Origin of the sequence: Flavobacterium sp. 9AF (genome assembly GCF_902506265.1) — a bacterium.
Classification (GTDB): domain Bacteria; phylum Bacteroidota; class Bacteroidia; order Flavobacteriales; family Flavobacteriaceae; genus Flavobacterium.
In genome coordinates, this window is record NZ_LR733556.1 from 1,961,516 (window position 1) to 1,982,534 (window position 21,019).

At 30.3% G+C, this 21,019-nt stretch carries 13 protein-coding genes and 1 pseudogene; 12 read left to right on the plus strand and 2 right to left on the minus strand.

What is annotated here, in order from left to right; translation table 11 throughout:
- The first annotated feature begins 4 nt into the window (after positions 1–4).
- From HALO113_RS08960 to HALO113_RS09015, 12 genes are all read left to right on the plus strand, one after another.
- Entirely contained in the window at positions 5–5,164 is a 5,160-nt protein-coding gene (locus HALO113_RS08960; protein ID WP_159778701.1) for a hypothetical protein, read from the plus strand.
- A 48-nt stretch (positions 5,165–5,212) separates the two neighbouring features.
- Positions 5,213–9,757 carry an RHS repeat domain-containing protein gene (locus HALO113_RS08965; RefSeq protein ID WP_159778702.1) on the plus strand — a complete coding sequence of 1,515 codons (4,545 nt, stop codon included), beginning with the start codon at positions 5,213–5,215 and terminating at the stop codon, positions 9,755–9,757.
- A gap of 7 nt (positions 9,758–9,764) precedes the next feature.
- Positions 9,765–10,133 carry a hypothetical protein gene (locus HALO113_RS08970; RefSeq protein WP_159778703.1) on the plus strand — a complete coding sequence of 123 codons (369 nt, stop codon included), beginning with the start codon at positions 9,765–9,767 and terminating at the stop codon, positions 10,131–10,133.
- 75 nt (positions 10,134–10,208) lie between these two features.
- The gene (locus HALO113_RS08975; protein ID WP_159778704.1) at positions 10,209–10,592 is read left to right on the plus strand and encodes a hypothetical protein; all 384 of its coding nucleotides are present in this window, start codon (positions 10,209–10,211) and stop codon (positions 10,590–10,592) included.
- A 127-nt stretch (positions 10,593–10,719) separates the two neighbouring features.
- Positions 10,720–14,535, plus strand: coding sequence for a T9SS type B sorting domain-containing protein (locus HALO113_RS08980; protein WP_159778705.1), 3,816 nt, complete (start codon positions 10,720–10,722; stop codon positions 14,533–14,535).
- A gap of 69 nt (positions 14,536–14,604) precedes the next feature.
- Positions 14,605–15,333 carry a hypothetical protein gene (locus tag HALO113_RS08985; protein WP_159778706.1) on the plus strand — a complete coding sequence of 243 codons (729 nt, stop codon included), beginning with the start codon at positions 14,605–14,607 and terminating at the stop codon, positions 15,331–15,333.
- Positions 15,334–15,344: 11 nt separating this feature from the next.
- Positions 15,345–16,265 (plus strand): hypothetical protein, encoded by a 921-nt coding sequence (locus HALO113_RS08990; protein WP_236554636.1) that lies wholly within the window; start codon positions 15,345–15,347, stop codon positions 16,263–16,265.
- An 11-nt stretch (positions 16,266–16,276) separates the two neighbouring features.
- Positions 16,277–16,762 (plus strand): hypothetical protein, encoded by a 486-nt coding sequence (locus HALO113_RS08995; protein WP_159778708.1) that lies wholly within the window; start codon positions 16,277–16,279, stop codon positions 16,760–16,762.
- Entirely contained in the window at positions 16,755–18,014 is a 1,260-nt protein-coding gene (locus HALO113_RS09000; protein WP_159778709.1) for a hypothetical protein, read from the plus strand. The genes HALO113_RS08995 and HALO113_RS09000 overlap by 8 nt, the downstream gene beginning before the upstream one ends.
- Complete coding sequence (locus tag HALO113_RS09005) at positions 18,002–18,337, plus strand: hypothetical protein (protein WP_159778710.1); 336 nt, start codon at positions 18,002–18,004, stop codon at positions 18,335–18,337. The genes HALO113_RS09000 and HALO113_RS09005 overlap by 13 nt, the downstream gene beginning before the upstream one ends.
- The gene (locus HALO113_RS09010) at positions 18,327–18,806 is read left to right on the plus strand and encodes a type II secretion system protein J (protein ID WP_159778711.1); all 480 of its coding nucleotides are present in this window, start codon (positions 18,327–18,329) and stop codon (positions 18,804–18,806) included. Before HALO113_RS09005 ends, HALO113_RS09010 begins: the two co-directional genes overlap by 11 nt.
- Entirely contained in the window at positions 18,796–19,923 is a 1,128-nt protein-coding gene (locus tag HALO113_RS09015; protein WP_159778712.1) for a type II secretion system F family protein, read from the plus strand. The genes HALO113_RS09010 and HALO113_RS09015 overlap by 11 nt, the downstream gene beginning before the upstream one ends.
- On the opposite strand, the gene HALO113_RS09020 is transcribed toward HALO113_RS09015, so the two are convergent.
- Both HALO113_RS09020 and HALO113_RS09025 read right to left on the minus strand, forming a co-directional pair.
- Positions 19,920–20,456, minus strand: coding sequence for a general secretion pathway protein (locus tag HALO113_RS09020; RefSeq protein WP_159778713.1), 537 nt, complete (start codon positions 20,454–20,456; stop codon positions 19,920–19,922). The two genes, HALO113_RS09015 and HALO113_RS09020, sit on opposite strands and share 4 nt — an antisense overlap.
- A pseudogene (locus tag HALO113_RS09025) lies at positions 20,443–21,019 on the minus strand (hypothetical protein); the annotation flags it as partial. The pseudogene HALO113_RS09025 and the gene HALO113_RS09020, both read right to left, overlap by 14 nt.

The following is a 21,019-nucleotide window of genomic DNA, read 5'->3' on the forward strand; positions in this document are numbered from 1 at the left end:
AGACATGAACAATCCAAAACCTTTCCACAAAAGAATTGCTTTAGTATTATTAGCTATCTTTTTACCTTCTTTATTACCCGTGAATTTATTATATGCCAGTAATAATGGTCCTAATGCATTTGAAGCTGCTTCCTTTGAACCAATAGATGCGGCTGATATGGTAAATCTTGCTACAGGAGACATGTCATATACAATGCCTTTGTTTAATATTCCGTCACCTGAAGGTGGCTATCCATTAACCCTTTCATATAAAGCTGGAATTGCAATGGATCAAGAAGCTTCATGGGTTGGTCTAGGTTGGTCATTAAACCCAGGCGCAATTAATAGATCTGTAAATGGTTTTGCTGATGATGTTGAAAATGGGACCAATGAAACATTTATTTTCGACCAAGGAGGTTCACAAGATTATTATTCTACAGGAATTGGCGGAAATGTTAATGGTATTACAATAGGTGTTGGTGCATATTGGGGTTCCAATAAAACTTTTGGAGGAAGTGTAACTTTTGGAGTAGGACCTGCGGTAGGAACACTAGGAGCTGGAACGTTAGGAACAAATATTGGAGTTGGCTACTCAGGTTCAGTAGATGATTTTGTAAATAACATTTCAAATGGGGTATCATTTAAAACTTTAAAAAATCAAGGTTCGGGTATTTCGTCTAATGGTTTAGGGGTTTCTAAAGGGGTTTCTAATATATCTTCTGGTGATTATAATGTAAGAGTTTCTTCGGAACAGTTTGGCGGTTTTTTATTTTATTATGGTCATACAAAAATACAATATAGTTTATTCAAACAATCTTTTGACTCATTTTCAGGAACATTATACCCATACAGCGCATATAATAGCTCCCTACCGCAATACTTTAAAAAAAACTTTGATACTAACAGACTAGTTCTTTACAACAAGGAAATTGATGACATATTCAATATTAATGATGCAGTAAAAATAAATAACTATACCAGCTTATTACTTCCTAATTTTGATCATTATACAGTAAATGCTCAAGGTTTAAATGGAAATATAATTGCTAGTTTTAACGAAGAAACATCTTTATTTTCAAGAGGAAATGAAGATTTAATTCAAAATACTGGTAATAATGCATATAACAAAACATATTATCTATTTAAAAATGATCCCAATTTACTAGATTATAGTTTAAAATTAAATTCAAAATTATTCTTTGAATTTAATAACACAAATAGTTCTTTTCTAAGAATTGATAGAACTTCAATTCAAAGAAATACAAGTATCGAACAAGAACTATCAACATTAAATGCAAAAGAATTTTTTTCAGCAACAACAAATAATTCTTATATTTATAATGAAAATCTAACACCTGAAGGGAATCAAATAAAAATAGGCAATAGAAAACGTACGGGTAAATATATAGAATCGTTTACAAATTCACAATTAACTTCTCATTCTGTCTCTTTTATAGAAGCAAAAAATCTTGACAGAACTAATATAAAAACTTACGAACCTAATGCAATTGGTGCTTTTAGAATAACAGATATAGACGGTAAGACATATCATTATTCGTTGCCTGTTATAAACTTTCAAACTTGGTATAAAAACTTCGGTAATCCAAACAATGAAAATGCAGAATTTTATTTAAATGAATCAAACAATCCATACGCAACAGATTGGTTGTTAACCGCTGTAACTGGACCTGATTATGTAGATATTAACAACAATAATATTGTTGATAATGAAGATTACGGGTATTGGGTTGAATTTGATTATGGAAAATGGACGGATGGCTATATCTGGCAAACTTCTTCTGGAGAAAAGGATTTAGTACAAGGTGATTTTAAAGATAATAATAGATATGAATATTATAGAGGCCGAAAACAAGTCTATTATTTGGATGCAGTACGAACTAGGACACATACTGCTTATTTTATAAAAAGCTTAAGAAAAGATGCTCAAGGAAAAAAAGTTGAGCAATTTACAAACAGAGTTACAAACATTAATAACTTTAACCCCTACACTGATGCTTCAAGCTATTCAGCATTTTATGATATAGCTGGAGGTTCTTGGGCATATCCAAATATACCAGTAATTGGTTCAATGTATAATATGCCTACTGGCACATACAATGGCCATCCAATTAAACGTATTGCAGGTTATAAAAAGAATTTTATTTATTCCGATTTTCCTGCAAATTATTCTCTAAAATTAGATAAAGTTATACTTTTAAAAAACACAAACAATATAGCAATTAATAAAGCAAACGGCTCAAATCTATTACAAAATAAAAAAGCCTACTATTCTAAAAATAGAGTTTTTGAAGTTACTAACGCATTATTTGAATTTGGGCAGGACACATACGATTTCACCACCGAAATGAATGGTAATTGGTCTTTACCATTAAGTCCATTACAAGAAATTGACATTCATAATAACGCCAACATAATTGATCAAAATGATTTGGCTGGTTTGAACATTAATGATAAAGCTGAAAAAATTATTAATTTTAATTATGACTTAAATTATCCTTTAATGCCTAATTCTCCTACTTCTATAGCTAATGGAAAGGGGAAACTTACGTTAAATAGTATTGAGTATTTAGGTAAAAAAGGAGTTTCTTATATGCCAAAATATCAATTCTACTATAAAAACCCATCTACACCCTTCGAAATAGACAAAGAAGATGCATGGGGCTATCATAAAGATGATGCTTCTTCATGGAGCCTTAGAGAAATCATAACCCCCACAGGTGGGCACTTACGATTCGATTATGAGTCAGATGATTATAATGCGGTAGCATCTCTTTCTTCTAGAGTTTTTAGTAAAGGACTATCTTTTTACTTGTATAAAGATAATAATACTAATGAATTATATTTTAGAGTAACGCGTAATACTGATGAAGCAGCTTTAGAAAATTTTACAAGTTTTCTAGATTATTTTTCTTTTGAAGAAAAAGTAACTTTAGATCTGTTTATATGTAGAAGGAGTAAGTATGGAGGGCATTATAGACAAACGGAATTAAACATTGATGGTAAAAAAGGACAAGTTTCAAATGTTGATGCTAACTCTGTTACATTTGTTATTTCAAACACGTTAGCAAATTGGTACTCCGATAATCAAAGTGAAGGGTGGTTATTAAATAGAAATTTTTCTAATACATCTGTAAGATTTGACGATGGTAGCTTTGATGGAATAATAATGAGAAATCCTGGTTATAAAAATTGTCCCGAATGGAGAGATTTAGGATTATTTGAAACATATGAAAATGATGATCTTAATTTTCATTATAAATTAGCATCATCAAATACTCCAAATAAAGGTAAAGGTGGAGGATTAAGAGTTAAATCGATAAGTGTTATTCAAAATGGGCAAATTGAAAGCATTCAAAAATATTTTTATAATAAGCCTGATTTTGATAAAGAAGTTTCCTCTTTTAATTATAAATCATCTGGATCTACTTCTTTTGTTCCTTATAAAGAACCCGTAGTTCTCCCATATGCATCTGAACTACCACCACCAATTGTTTTATATAAAAATGTTAGTGTTGAGAATTATGGTAAAAACACTAATGAATTATTAGCTAAAACAGACTATAGTTTTGAAACTTTACAAGGTTATCATACTCAAAATAATTATTTGTATTCTCTAGGAGATAAACTAACTATTGAACAAACTCAAAATGAGTATCCAATTCTTAATAAATTAAAATTTTCAAAATTTGAAATCAAAAATAGATACAATGATTTAGGTAGGTTACTAACTATAAAACAATATAATAGTAAAGGACAATTAACAAATAGTCAAAAAATTAATTACAAAACGAATTTAGATAATGAAGGAGAAACTGGTGTTAAACAAGAATCTTTCATCAATAGGAGTAATCTTAAGACTTCTCCAATACGTGAAATCACAGCAACTAGTAAAATTTCATATCCAAGTAAAGTAGAATCTATAAATTATACATCAAATAATTCTACAAGTACTGTTAATTATGATAAATATGATTTTCTTACGGGGGAACCTTTAGAAACAGTAACTACTGATAGTTATGGTAAAAAAGTAAAATTAAAAACTATACCTGCTTATAAAAAATATCCAGGTATGAGTAGTAAAGTAGATGATATAAATAATGCCAATATGCTCTCTCAAACAGCTGTAACTTATTCCTATATTATAGATAATAATAATCAGGAATTAAAAACTGGTGTAGGAATAACCACTTGGAATAATGAATGGATATATCAAGATGTAGTAGGAAATAATTCCAATCCAAATGAAGAAATAGCTAAAGAAAAAATATGGAGAAAACATAAATCTTATACTTGGAATGGTTTAACAGATTCTAATGGAATTTTTACAAATTATGATTCTCAAAATGGTGATGATGGTTTTGTTTGGGGTGTTGGATTACCACAGACTAATACTAGATGGAAACAAATTTCAGAAGTAACTCTATATAATCATTATTCTATGCCTTTAGAATCAAAAGACATTAACGGCAACAAAGCGACAACTAAAATGGATGTTGACAACACTAAAGTTATTATAACTGGAAATGCTGCCTATAACGAAATGTATTATTCAGGTGCCGAAACTTCTTTTAAAAATCAAGGTTATTGGATTGGTCAAGAAGTTCGTAACAGTAATGGAACTATTACAGATGAAAAAGCTCATACTGGTAAATATTCTGTAGCTGCTACAGATGCTACACAATTTGGTGTTCTAATGAGAAATGGTCATCGTCCTGGCAAATATAAAATTTCGGTATGGGTACATAAAGACAATTATCAAAAAGCAAGATTGCGTTGGTTTAATAATGATACAGAAAATACTTTTGAATCTAATGAAAAATATTTTGCTGGGGATTGGGTACTTTTAAATTATTATACAGATGTTCATTACATGAATAATACAGTTGCCTATTGGTATGTTAACTCTATTGATAATACAACCGTGTATTTTGATGACTTAATGATTCGACCTATTGCCTCTTCCATTACTGGATGTGTATATAATGAGTATGACGAATTAACATACATTGTAGGAAACAATGGTTTAGCTACTCGTTTTGAGTATGATGCTGCAGGTCGTTTGATTAAAACCTATACAGAAGTCTTAGATGATTCAGCAAATGGAATTACTGGTGGCTTTAAACTAAGCGCTAAAAATAAAATTAATTATAAATACATGAATTAATTTTTTAACACGCTTTTTTTAAAGTTTAATTTATAAAGACTAAAAAACATGAAAAATTATATAAAATCAACCTTTTTATTTTTACTAATCGGTTCAAGCCACTTACTATTCAGTCAAAGGAGTGGAAATATTATTACTGACCCAAATGATGATATAGGTGGAGGTGGTTCTGGAACTACCTACACTTGGTATTACGATGGTGATGGTGATGGGCTTGGAAATCCATATATTAGCACCACCACTACTGGAGGTACTTTAACACCGATACATTACGTTGCCAATAATAATGATTGTAATGATAACGATGCTTCTATTGGATTACCTCGTATTTGGTATTTAGATGCTGATGGTGACGGTTATGGAGTAAGAGACAATACAGACTTTATAATTAACGATCCTGATGAGCTAGATCCTCATTTAGATCCTAATCCAGGTGGAGGTTCTATTCCAATAAACAACAGCACTGTCACTGCTTGTTCTCCTCCACCTGGTTATGTTGGTAATCATGATGATTGTAACGACAACAATCCAAATATAAATATTATCATTTTTTTTGCTGATAATGATGGTGATGGATTTGGAGATATTAATAATTCAACAACTAGCGCTATTCTTAACGCTTGTGTACCAATATATGGCTATGTTACCAATCGTTCCGATTGTAATGACAATGATCCTAACCTTCACCCTTTTAGCACATGGTTTCTAGATGTAAATAATGATGGGGTATACGATGAAGGTGTAGATACTTATTATACAGGATGTAACCCTCCTTCATCTAATTATTTACTTTTAACGGGTACTTCAAATTTAAATTGGACTCACGAAATCAATTATGATATTCAAGGAAACATTAGTAACATTAGTAGAACTTATTTTGATGAAATTGGAAAACCAAATGTTTCGCTATCAAAGGACATGATGACTAATCAAACTTGGAGAGCAGAAACCATCTATGACAATTTTGGAAGACCCTATAGAAGTTCTTTCCCTACTGTAAGCCCAAATAGTTTTGAAAAGATTGATGTTTTATCAGATCCTGTTGCCAAAACAACCTATTTAGATCATTATTATAGCAACAACAATACATTACACCCCTATCAGGCAACTGCAGCATACCCTTATTCTGAAATAGAATATGACCAACTGAACCCTGGAAATGCAATTCGCGCTTATGGCGGTAATAAAATTAATGATGATTGGAAAACGGGTTACTCTTTCACCGTACCTGCCGCTCAAGAAATGTATTATGCTTTTGGTTATAATTACTTTGCTGGGGATATCGTTAACAATCAAAAAGAGATTATTACAAAATTTTATAAAACTATTACCGTTGATCCGCACGGTGTTGAAACCGTTACTTTTACTGATGGTGAAGGAAAAGTACTTGCTTCTGCAAAAGAAAGACCTACTTCTACCCTTCAATATGATGTATATTCTACTATTGGTACACAAGGATTTGTAGATGTCTATATTCCAGCCCGTGTAAGCCCTACCGTTATTACCTTTTTAGGTGGCCAATCTTTATATAAAATTTACAATTTAAAAACGGGGCAATTAGAAACTGCTGTGAGTGCTGGTAATGCCTATCGTATTGAAGCCATTACTCCACCACTTACCGATCCAAAAACCTATATCAATACGGTAACGGGTGCTATTGAGCCTGAAGCAAATGCTTTAGGTATAAAATATGTGGTTCGCTATTATGATTATACGCTTAATTATTATGATAAATCAGAGCGATTAATTAAAACGATTCAACCGAATGGCTTTGATATCACCAGTGTAAATGGAAATAAAGTAAAAGCAACACCAAATCATACTTTTGCAACTACTTACAAATACGACACGCTAGGGCAATTAATTGAGACCACCAGTCCTGATGAAGGTACGAGTTTATTTGCTTACAGAAAAGATGGTACCTTACGTTTTTCTCAAAATGCTTTACAAGTACAACAAAACAAAGTATCATATGTTGACTATGATTCTTTAGGAAGAATTATAGAGAGTGGAATCTTATCAGGAATATCGTGGACAACCGCTGTAACTGCTGTAGATAATCCTTTACCTTCTGGAACAGGAATTTCTAGACTTGAACAAAATTTTGTCATTTATGACTATGAAAACAACTATCAAGGCATTACTCCTCCTGTAAATAATTTTGCAAATCTTGGTTTAAACCCTCAAACATATACTCAAAAAAATTTAGCAGGCAATGTAGTGGCTAATTATAATAATGAAACTTCTTCTTGGTACAGTTATGATTTATATGGAAGAGTAGAATGGATGGTTCAAAACATAAATGGGTTAGGCATTAAAACCATTCATTATGAATACGATGCAAAAGGACAAGTAAAAAAAGTAATTTATCAAAAAGACGCAACAACAGATAAATTTGAACATTTTTACACCTACGATTTCAATGGTCAAATGACGAAAGTAGAAACTAGTTTCAAAGAAGGTCCTTTAACTACTAATGCGGATTATGATTACAATATTGATGGTTCATTAAAACGAACTACAATTGCTAATGGCTTACAAGGTTTAGACTATGTCTATACTTTGGATGGAAAATTAAAAAGTATTAACCATCCATCACTTTCTTTCGATAAAGATCCAGGAGGCGACACTAATGATGTTTTTGGAATTACTTTAGACTATTATACGGGTGACTATTCTAGAGATAATACCTATATGGAAAGTGCTGCTACAATACCAGGTATCAATCAAGATAATTATGATGGTAACATTAAAGCTACTCGTTTTGCAACTAGAAGTACTTCTATGGATTTAACAGGTACTAATACCATTCAACAAAAAGCATATGCCTATACCTATAACTACAATAAATTTTTAACCAATGCTACTTTTGGTAATGTACTCGCAGATAATAGTATTCAAACCCTTAGCAAATACCGCGAAGGAAGTTTAACCTATGATGCAAATGGAAATATTAAAAAACTACAAAGAACCGATCAAAACGGAACTATAATTGATAATTTTACCTATAATTATTTTGCAGGCACAAACAAACTTAACTATATAGGAGATTTAATTGCAGCCAATACAAATACTACAGATATAGACAATCAACTGGCAAATAATTTTAGTTACAATGCAATTGGGCAATTAGAGAGTAATGCACAAGAAAACCTAACCTATGAATACAATGCTTCTGGGCAAGTAACTGTAGTTAAAAAAAATGGCCATGAAGTGGTACAATTCTTCTATAATGAAAGAGGAGAACGCTATAAAAAAATATCCTATAAGACTATTGCCCCCTTTACTCAAAACCATACAGATTACTATGTAAATGATGAATCAGGGGTAACTATGGCGATTTATAGACAACCTCATTTAGGAACAATAGCCTTAGCAGAACTTCCTGTGTATGGTGAAGGTCGTTTAGGAGTATATACTGTAGGACCATCAGTAGCTAGTAGTTATTACCAGTATGAAATTACCGATCATTTAGGCAATATTAGAGCGGTTATAAAAGAGCCTACTACTAGTAGTCCTAATACTATAGCTAGCTATGCCGATTACTACCCCTTTGGAGAAGTTTTGCCATTACGTAATGCTTTTGACAATTACCGTTATTCTTTTCAAGGACAAGAACTAGACCCAGAAACAGGTATGGAAGCCTTTAAACTGCGTTTATGGGACGGCCGTATAGGAAGATGGTTAAATCCAGACCCTCAAGGACAGTATTTTTCCCCTTATTTGGGTATGGGGAATAATCCAATTTCTAGAATAGATCCTAATGGAGGTTGGGATTATTTTTATAATCAATTAAAATTTTATAAAGGGGCAGGAATTGGTATAGGAAAAGGTTTGTATGGTTTAGGAAAATCAATATGGTATATAGGTGATACTGCCGAAGGAATAGGGAATTTAGGTTTACTAGCTGTTTCTACATCTGGATTTTTTGGCGGTATAACTATGGGTGGAAACAATCATTATACAAACGCACTGATTTTTGATGCTAGATTTGGTACTCATACTGCAGACAATGTTGAAGCAATAGGTACTGCACTAGAAAAATTTGGAAACGATTTAATTAGTGAAAATGCTGAAACTGCAGGTGAAGCATGGGGCCAACTGGCTTTTGCTGTTGCTGGAACTAAAGGATTGGGTAATATTAGTAAAGCAAAAGTGGTAACTAATATTACTTCGAAGGTTAATAAGGTTGTTAAATTAACAAATAATGTCACTAAGATTGAACAAGCAATTGCACCCATTGAGACAGGAATATCAATAGGTTTAGGGATTGATGATGATTTATCTCTTCTAAGGGGGACAGGAGCAATAACTTATAAAAATGCTGGATGGCAACAAGCTGGGTTAACTAAAGTAGACTGGGGTAGATCAATAATGGATAATTTTTACTTTAAACAATCCTTCAAAGATGCAGTTCAAAATGCAAATAAAATTAAGTTTAACGTAACAAATTTCGACCCAAATTATATTAAACCAGGAATTACAAATTTTGAATTTAATTATATTTTAAGTAACCCTTCATTACTCCAAAAAACAACATTTATACAAGATGGAATTAATGTTACTTGGAATGGTGTAAAATTTATTAAATAAAAAAACAATGAAAACTATAACAGATATAAAAGAAGCAAACACTTTATTACAAATATATACGGGAGCTACTCTTGAAATAGTTATGTATAGTATAAATCTAAAAAGAATTGCACTTAGGTTAATATTGCCAAATGTAAAAGAAGTAATTTATATTATTGGTATAGGATGTGAAAGTTTGGATGGTCGTTTTAATTACAAATATGTCAATTTAAATATTTCAGTAGAAATAAATCATGAAAACAATGATAGTACAACTATAATAAGAGATAAATCATTAAAATTTATACTTAAAACATCAGGGGGATTTACATTAGTGCAAGGTATTGAATCAGAATTTGGCACTTCCTTTGACGATTTTATAAAGTATAGAGAATAATGTAAGTGAATAATGTAAGTGGAAGTTCTTTTACTAATTCACAAACTAACTCCACATACCAATAAAATAAAAAATATGACTATTGAATATAATATAATAGACAGCAAAAATATTCATTTTCATTTTGATCATTCAGGTGCAATATCTTTCATAAATATTCTAAAAAAATTAATAAAAGAAAAAACCATAATTATATATTTTGAGGAAAATAAAAAATACAGAGGAAAAGAATTAAGAGGTTTCGAATTTAAAATAAATGATGAAGATGAATTTGTTTCATTTCAAAACGGACTTCTCCTTTTTGAAATTGAAAATGAAATGGCTCTAGAGTTTATTTTATTCATAGAAAGAGCAATCGAAGAAAAAGGGTTTAGAACTCCTGAAATAATTACATTTTCACCTAAAAACATAAAAAAAAATGTAGAAATAACAATCTGTGGCTTTATAAAAATGGATTAAAATCTAGTCCAATAAAAAATATTTTTCTAAATTTTTGATAGTAATATTGAAAATAATTTGGTTTAAATAATATCTTAAATTTAATTTAAGTAAAAACAATACTATTTTTGCTTTTCAAACAAACACCATGAAATACTGTATTTTTATACTTACCCTATTATATAGTAGTTTTGCCTTTTCGCAAGGAGAAGCGAATATTTGGTATTTTGGAGGCAAAGCAGGTATCGATTTTAATAGTGGGTCTCCTGTAGCACTAACCGATAGTCAAATGCAAATTGATGAAGGTTGCACTACGATTTCTAATAGTCTAGGTCAAGTTCTATTTTATAGCAATGGTTTACAAGTATGGAATGCCAATCATCAAGTCATGCCAAATGGCAATGGACTGTTAGGCAGTAGTTCCAGTACACAGTCTGCTATTGCCATTCCTAAACCAGGTAGTACTTCTATTTACTATCTATTCACCACAGATTCTGATGCGGGTACAGATGGTGCGAATTACTCTGAAATAGACATGGGTTTAAATGGAGGTTTAGGGGATATTACCAGTAATAAAAACATCTCTCTTTTTACACCTTCTTGTGAAAAATTAACAGCGGTAAAACATCAAAATGGTATTGATTATTGGGTAATATTACATGAATTTTTTGACATTACTGCAACAAATAGTTTTAGAGTATATTTAGTAAATGCAAATGGGGTAAGCAACACACCAATATTTACCACAATAGGAAGTTCTTATCCTGTTGGTTATTTAAAAGTTTCTCCAAATGGTGATAAAATTATCAACGCAAGTTATTATGGTATTGTAGAGTTGTTTGATTTTGATAGTGCAACTGGTATCCTTTCAAATCAAAAAACGGTATATAATATACCCTCATCAAGTAACTATGGGGTTGAATTTTCACCTTCTGGCAACCTTGCCTATCTTACAACTGGAACATCAGTAGCAACCTTCAAATTATTACAATTTGATTTAACTAGTGCCAATATTCCTGCAACAGCCACATTAATTCATGAAGTTACAAATGATATTAATCACCAAATAGGTGCCTTGCAATTAGGACCAGATGGAAAATTATATTGCACAAATTTTGATTACGATTATCTATCCGTAATAAACAATCCTAATACGTTAGGCGTAGGGTGTAATTTTGTTGCTAATGGTGTCAATCTTAACGGTCGTTTGTGTAAAGCGGGGCTTCCTCAATTTATACAGTCCTATTTTTCAACTGGCATTATTGCTGAAAATCTTTGCTTAGGCAATGCCACTTCTTTTTCGTTAACTAATGTTGATAGTGTAATTGCTGTAAACTGGGATTTTGGTGATGGCAATTCAGGTTCAGGGTTAAATCCAAATCACACCTATTTACTTACTGGGGATTATACCATTACTGCCACAGTAACTACTTTATCTGAAACCATCACTCAAACCAAAGATATTAAGATTTCAGCTGTTCCAACAGCTACACAACCAAACCCAATCTATATTTGTGATACAAATAATGATGGGTTCCATAATTTCGATCTAACACAATATACATCCATTATTCTTAACGGTCAATCTCCTACTGAGTATGGAGTTAATTATTATGCCAATGCGACTGATTATGCTAACAAACTGGTAATAACAAATCCTACCACCTACCAAAATTTAGTAGCGTATCAATTTCAAACAATAATAGCGGAAGTATATAATTTAGAAAATAGAAATTGTACAGCAATCACCACTTTTGCTATTCAAGTGTTTGAAACACCTACTCCAGCAACAACTATTCCTGCCATCAGAAAATGTGATGATGTTACTTTTGGCACTAACAACGATAACCGAATCGTTTTTGATTTAACGCAAAACGAAACGACTATTTTAAATGGGCAATCAGCTAACGATTTTACAATTTCTTACTATACCGATTCTGGTTTTACCAATGGCATAGCCACTCCTAACTCGTATGTTAATACAAATCCTACGGAAACCATATATATACAGGTGGCTAACAATTCTAATACAAGTTGTGTAGCAACTACTACTTTTGAAATTGAAGTGTATGCAAATCCTGTCATCAATTCTCCTGTTACTCTAAAACAGTGTGATGATGATAATGATGGCTTTAGTGCTTTCAATCTAACTGAAGCGGAACGTTTAATTGTAACCAATACCTCAGGAGTAACCATTGCTTATTTTGAAACACTTACTGATGCCGAAAACAATAACAATCCAATTACTAATGTTACGGCTTATACCAATCAAACAGTAAGTACAGATACAATATATGTAAGAGTAACGAATGCTAATGGTTGTTATAGTGTTTCTGAATTGCATTTAGTGGTGTCAACTACTTTAATTTCAAACAGCATTCAAGAAACTTTTACCGTTTGTGATGATATGGCTTCTGGTTCTATTACTGATGGAATCGCTACTTTCGATTTTAGTAGTGTGAATGCACAAATTTTGGCACAATATCCTAGTGGACAAATACTAGATATTACTTATTATCGTAATATAACGGATGCCTTAGCAGAACAAAATGCGATTGCAGATATATCTAACTATACTAATATTGGTTACCCAAATTATCAAGAAATATATGTACGAGTTGATAGCCAATTAAACAATGAATGTCTTGGTCTAGGACATCATGTTACTTTATACGTGGAAAGAATTCCTATAGTAGAACCTCAAAATTACAATCATTGTGATGATGATCAAGACGGTGTTTTTGGTTTTGATACTTCCAATTTAGAAACTGACTTATTGAATGGGTTAACGAATGTTACACTTAGTTATTTTGATGCTCAAGGCAGTTCGATAACCATGACTCATCCATTTTTTACTATGTCTCAAATAATTACAGCTAGAGCTACTAACAATTCAGCTACTGGTTGTTATTTCGAAACCACCATAACTTTTACAGTAGATGATTTGCCAGAAGCATTTTCAATACCTGTGGGTTTAACTACCGTTTGTGATGACGAAGTAAATCCTAGTTTCCAAGACGGTTTATATGCTTTTAATACCAGTAGTTTTGAAAGCACTATTCTAGGTAATCAAACTGGAATGATAGTAACTTATTTTGATGAAAATGGAAATCCATTATCTAGCCCATTGCCTAATCCCTTTATTTCAGATTCCCAAAATATAACAGTTAACGTATCGAATCCATTAAATACGAGTTGTGCTGCTAGTATGATTATTCAATTACAAGTAAATCCAGTTCCAGATATTGAATTAATTGGAGATGGATTGGTCTGTAGTGATAATACTTCTTTTACACTTAATATCGATGCTGGTTTAATAGATCCCAATACCCAAAATGAGTATAACTATCAATGGTATTTAGATCATTCACTTTTACCGAATGAAACGAATTATAATCTTGTGGTAAATAATGAAGGTGTTTACTCAGTAATAGTAACTAATGCAACGAATTGTTCGAGAACCAGAACAATAACAGTTACGGCATCTGATGTAGCTACCATAAATAACATTCAAATTAATGATTTAACCGACACGAATTCTATTATCGTTTCGGTATCTGGGAACGGAAGCTATGAATATAGTTTAGACAATGAAAATTATCAATCTTCCAATATATTTACTAATTTGGAAGCGGGTATTTATACAGTATATGTAAAAGACAACTATGGTTGTGGAGTGACCACAAAAGAAATAAGTATTTTAGGGATTCCCAAATTCTTTACACCTAATGGAGATGGATTTAATGATACTTGGAATATTAAAGGAGTAAACAATACTTTCAATCCCAAAACGATGATTTATATTTTTGATCGTTATGGTAAATTACTAAAGCAAATTAGCCCTTTAGGAAACGGATGGGATGGTACTTTTAATGCACAACAAATGCCATCAACTGATTATTGGTATGCAATTGAATTAGAAGATGGAAGAACGTTAAAAGGACATTTTACATTGAAAAGATAACCATTGCCCTATTCTAAAAAAATAACTACTTTTACCAACCTATAGGTTACCCAAAAAAATAGTGAAGAAATGAAAAAAATAGTGACAGTAGCTCTGGTAAGTATTCTATATTCTTGTCAGTCCGTTACCGTAAAAGACAATACATACCAAATAAGTAAGGCAACCGTAGAATTAGGTACTTTAGGCGAAGCCAAATCTTTAGCAGGTGTGCAAAATAATTTTGAAACTACGGCTTACCCACAACTGAATGAAAAAATAAAAGTTCAAGTAAATATTGTACCTTTTACCAAACGCATTCACAAAATCAATACGGAAAAAGCGCTATACAATCAAAAGCAAATGACGGTGAAATATGTGGATAGCTTGCCAGTTAAACCCGAATTGCTCAGTATTGAAATTGCAGATAAAAATGCCTTTATCAACGAATTGAATTCAGAAAGCAACCAATCGGTACTTACTTTTATTCAAAATAACGAAAGAACATCACTTGTTTCTGGAATTTTAACCAATGCTACGCCATCAGAAATAGAAAAAATAAGACAAGCCGATACGTTTTATTTGGTACAAACTGATAAAGCAAAATATCAAATTGCATTGTACAAAGAAGACAAAAAAACAGGGTTACTCTATATCGATACCAATCAAATTTTAGGATATGAAATAAGTACTTTTTGCTGGACTGAAACCAGTAATCGAAAATGGCAAATTGGCGATTTAGTATCCAAAGGACATTCTTGTTCTGGGTTAACTACCAAAAAAGTGAAAGAAGCCAAAGAAAAAAGTTTATATAGAATGTAATGCGAAGCAATATGAGGTATATTTTTTTAAGTTTTTTATTCCTATACTTAGGTTGTGAAGAAATTGTATTAGAAGCAGATATTTCTGATAAACAATTAGTAGTCTTAGCACCTACTGATAATGCACAGTTTAATTCTACTAGTGTTACTTTTACGTGGGAACCTTTAGAAGATGCTACAAAATATCAAATTCAAATTGCAAAACCTACATTTGAAAATGCAACTGAAATTATCTTAAACACAGAAACTACAGAAACTACGTTTACCCAACAATTGAATGTAGGCACTTATGAATGGCGCATTAGAGCCTTAAATAGTTCATACAGTACGCCTTTTGTAACTCGAAAACTAACCGTTTTAAGTAACAACGACTTTAGTAGCAATGTGGTGGTTTTAAATAGTCCTACAAATAATTTGATTACTAATACAGCCTCACAACAACTTAGCTGGTCGTCTATAATTGGTGCTACTAGTTATCAATTGCAAATTTTCGATAATTCAAGCACACTAGTGGTCGACCAAAATCTAACAACTACTACTTACAATTACACCTTTACAGACAATTCATTTACTTGGAAAGTAAGAGCTACAAACGGAAGTGATTACACCTTATACAGTTCAAGAACTATTTTAGTAGATACCACAAGCCCTAACACGCCTACACTTACAGCACCAGTAAATAACAGTAGTACATCAGGAACATCTGTTACTTTTAATTATTCTAGAACGCCTATTAACGGAAGCACAGAATTTGACAGCTTGTACGTTTATACAGATAGTAATCTATCCAATTTATTTGTAAAAAAACAAATAACAAATTCGCATACAGAAACAATTGCTACTTCAGGTACCTATTTTTGGAGAATGAAAGCTTTTGATGCAGCTGGAAATAGCAGTAGTACGACTAACTCATTTAGTTTTACAATTAATTAGTCATAAACTGTATGAAAAATAAAAAAACGGTATATTTATTACTGGCTTTAGTTATAGCAATATGGGGCATGATTGTATATCAGTTTTTAGGTTATACCAATACAACTATTGAAGAACTTCCTAATAAAGATATCTCTCTAATACCAAAACTAGATTATATTACCCTAGATACAACGAATATAAAAACTGATTACCGAGATCCATTTACAGGAAAACTTAATACAAAAAAAGTAGAAAAAAAAGAATCAATATCAATATCATTTCAGCCTAGCACTATTACAAATACGAAGCAAGAAAGTGAAATAACAATTAATTATAAAGGCATCGTTTCTGATCTTACTGAAAAAAGTAAGGTTTTTATGGTTATCATAAATGGAGGAACTTATTTAATGAAAATAGGCGAAAAAGAAGAAGATGTTAATCTAATTAAAGGAAATAGAGAATCCATCACTGTAAAACATAAAGGAAAACTAAAAACGATTCATATAGTTGAATAATTTTTTAAAAAAGAAACTTTCTTCAGGAGCATTACAATTTGCCATATATACTGCTGGAATTGTGGCTTTACTTCTTTTTGGGCTTATTCTTTACTTGCATACTTTTTCTTTTTTTGGTCAACAAATAAACAATAGTAATACCACAATTAAGGCTACAGACTATGGTTTTTCTTTTATATTGAATGAAAACGAAATTCAAAAAGACACTTTTGCAATTCCTCTTTACGAAAATACTACTACAGAAATAAAAGGAATGAATGAAACTTGGGGCCTTTTTCAAAAAACAAAAATCATTTCAAAAAGTAAACAAAAATCATTTCAAAAAATTGCTCTTTTAGGCTCAAATATTTCGCCAACTAAAAGAAAAGCTTTGTACTTAAAGGATCTTTTTAAACCCTTAGTAGTTGTAGGTAATACTAAAATAGAAGGCAATGCAATATTACCAGAAGCAGGTATTCGTCCTGGAAACATTGCTGGCAATAGCTATTATGGTAATCAATTGCTATACGGTTCAATGGACAAAAGTGCTGAAAAATTACCTGATTTAAACCCTCTTATTCATGAAAATATTGCCTATTTATTAAAAAAGGGTAAACCAAATAGTAATGAAGCCTATTTGGATTATACTACTCAAAATAAAAACTCTTTTTTCGAAAATACAAAATGGATGTACAGCAATTCTATTTTAACAGTTAAAGAAAAATTTATTGGTAATATTATAATTAAATCGGATACATTAATTACAATTACAGCATCATCCTATTTAAAGGATGTTATCGTAATTGCTCCTCATGTAATTATTGAAGACGATGTGTCTGGAAATTTTCAAGTAATAGCATCAAGTCGCATTCATATTGGTAAAAACGTAACTTTAGATTATCCTTCTGCCCTTGTACTCAAAAAAGACAAAATAGAGGGTGTAAAGGAAAATAATATAACTATTGAAGAAAACAGCACTGTAAAAGGATTAGTTTGTTATTTTACTAAAGCTTTAGTTAGTAACTTTACTACAGAAATTATATGTAATGAAAATACTACGATTCTAGGCGAAGTGTATTGTGAAGGTAATTTCGAATTAAAAGGAAGTGTTATAGGTACTGTTTTTGCACATCAATTTATCTCTAACACAGCAGGAACTATATTTATTAATCATTTATATAATGCTTCCATTAATTCAGAAAAATTACCAAATTTTTATAGTGGCTTATTGATTGATAATGAACCTAAAAGTATAATGAAATGGTTATATTAAAAAAAATAAAATCGGCTACATTAATAGAAACATTAATTGCTACTATTTTGATTATTGTTATCTTTTTAATTGCCAGTTTAGTAATTAATAATTTGTTTTTTAATACCTTTCATCAAAAAAAAGAAATAGCCATTACTCGTCTCAATGAATTAGAATATAAATATTTGAATAATGACATAAAACTTCCAATGGAAGAAGAAATCGAAAATTGGAAAATTTCTGTTACTGAAGAAAAAGACAAACATACCTATATCCTATTTGTTGCCACTCATTCGATTACCAAGAAAGAAATTAGAAGAACACTAATTAAAAATGAATACTAAAACTAAATCTTTTACCTTATCTGAAATGCTAGTGGTTTTAATCATTACAGCAATTGTAGTAGGTTTAGCATTTTCTGTACTAACCTTGGTTAGAAAACAAATTTTTATCTTACAAACTAATGCCGAACAAACAACAAAAAAGGAATTATTTGAATATAAATTAAATTTGGATTGCAATCGCTATTCTGAGATTAAGCTTTTAGATGATAATACACTCCTTCTCAAAAGTGAAATTGATTCTGTTTTATACACTTTTAATATTCCATTAGTTGTTTTAAATAATCAAGATACAATAGCGACAAATTTGCATGAAATAACTTATTTTTATAAAAACAAATTAGTCAATCAAGGTAGAATTGATGCCATTAAAATAATGATTGAACCCAAAAAAGGCATTTTCAAACCTCTTTTTATTTATAAAACGAACGACGCTACCGAACTAAATGATTTACAAACAAATGGCTTTTAAAATAGAGAATACTACTCCAACAGCTAAAGACAACTCTAATTCTTTTCAAAAAATTCTTGAAACTGAAATTACATTATTTAGCAAACCTTTTTCTAGCAAGAGAAAATATTCTTTTTATCTTGAAATGAGCGTTTTATTGAAAGCTGGAATTACATTAAAAGAAGCATTAGGTTTAACTATAGAAAATATAAAAAATAAAAAAGATAAAGCAATACTGGAAAAAATTTTAGATAATATTATTAATGGCAAATCTTTTTCAGACAGTATTTATGAAGCAAAATCCTTTTCTGATTATGAGTATTACTCATTAAAAATAGGAGAAGAAACAGGGAATGTTGCAAAAGTAACTGAACAATTAGCTTACTTTTTTGAAAGAAAAAATGAACAAAAAAGAGTAGTTATAGCCGCTTTAACTTATCCTGCTATCATTTTAAGTACGGCTTTATTAGTAATTATCTTTATGTTAAGCTATGTTGTACCCATGTTTCAGGACATTTTTAAACAAAACAACATTCAATTACCTTGGATTACAGAAATAATTATTAGTTTATCTGATTTTGTAAAAAATTATGGTAGCTATTTTTTAATTGGTTTTATAATTTTTCTAATCAGTTTTAATTCTTTCAAAAAAAACAAAACTTTTAAAAGTATTTTACATCGAATAACTATAAAAATTCCAATTTTTGGATCGTTTATAAAAAAAGTGTATTTGGCACAATTTACGCAAGCCGTTAGTTTGCTTACAAGTTCTAAAATTCCAATTTTAAACAGTATTCAATTAGTAAATAAAATGATTGATTTCATTCCTCTACAGGAAGATTTAACAAAAGTGGAACAAGATATTTTAAAAGGGTTTTCTCTTCATGAAAGTTTAAAAAAAGGAACTTTTTTTGACAATAAAATGACATCACTTGTTAAAGTTGCAGAAGAAACAAATCAAACCGATTTTGTTTTTAAACAACTTAATGATCAATATAATCTTGAGGTAGCACAGCAATCTAAAATAATGTCTACTTTGTTAGAACCTTTTATTATTTTAATTGTGGGATTAATTGTTGCTATTTTACTTGTTGCTATGTATTTACCAATGTTTCAACTTAGCAACGCTATTGGTTAATTTTCAGGGTTTAAATAAGTTTTCTTTTCCAAAATAATTTCTGTAATTATGTATTTGTTGTTTTCTTTATAATTATTTTTTTTGACTGTGGTAAAATGTTCTATTTTACCAAAAATTGCATTTTTTTCTAAATAATTCAAAAGCAACAATGTAGCATTAAATTCACCTGTAACAGTAAAAGAATAATGAGTAATTTTTGTGTTTTTTTCTATAATAATTTTAGGTTCTTCAAACGCAACAACACTAATGTTTAATTTGGCGGTATTTTCATTTATTATTTTAAGAAGATTATTTTGTTCGTTTTTAATAGCTTGATTATAATGTAATTCTTCTAATAACAAATCCAATTTTTTGTTTTTTATAACCAATGCTTTAGAAGCGTTATTTTGATTGATTATATTGTCTAATTTTGCGTTCAAGTTATGAAGATTTTCTGCATAATAAAACGTTTTAGAAATAGCCAATTTGTAAATCAATACAAATGAGATTAAGATAATCAAAAGTAATATTTTATTTTTTTTATTTAGTTTCATTTAGATAAATATATATTATAAATGACAACTCTTGGCTCTCGTTTTTGCCAAAATCTATAATTGTAACTTCTTTAATAAATTTTTGTTGTGAGAGTGATTCTATCCAATTGGTAAAATCTATAGCATCTGTCGTGATCCCTTTAATTACAATTTTATTTGGATCGAATATGGAAAGATTATCTTCTTTTCCTTTTTTGAGAATGGGTTGATACTGAAATTCATCTAAGAGAATCGTATTTGGTATCAATTGAGATATTTCATTAATTTTATTTGTTACTTTTTCAGAACTAGTTAAAGCTATTTCTTTTAGTTTTTTTTCTTTATCTAAAACATTCTTTTTAAGAGATTGTATTTTAGATTGTAGTGCAATTTCTTGATTATTTTTTTGTAATACTGATTCATACTTGTTAAAATAATAACTAAAAAACATGTAATTGATTAGCAATATAATCAATAAGCCAAAAATTATATATTGTGAAAGTTTTTTAAAAAAAGTGTTTTGGAAAAAATTGTCTTTCGTAATTATATTAAATTCTTTTATAGAACCTATTCCATAATTGAAG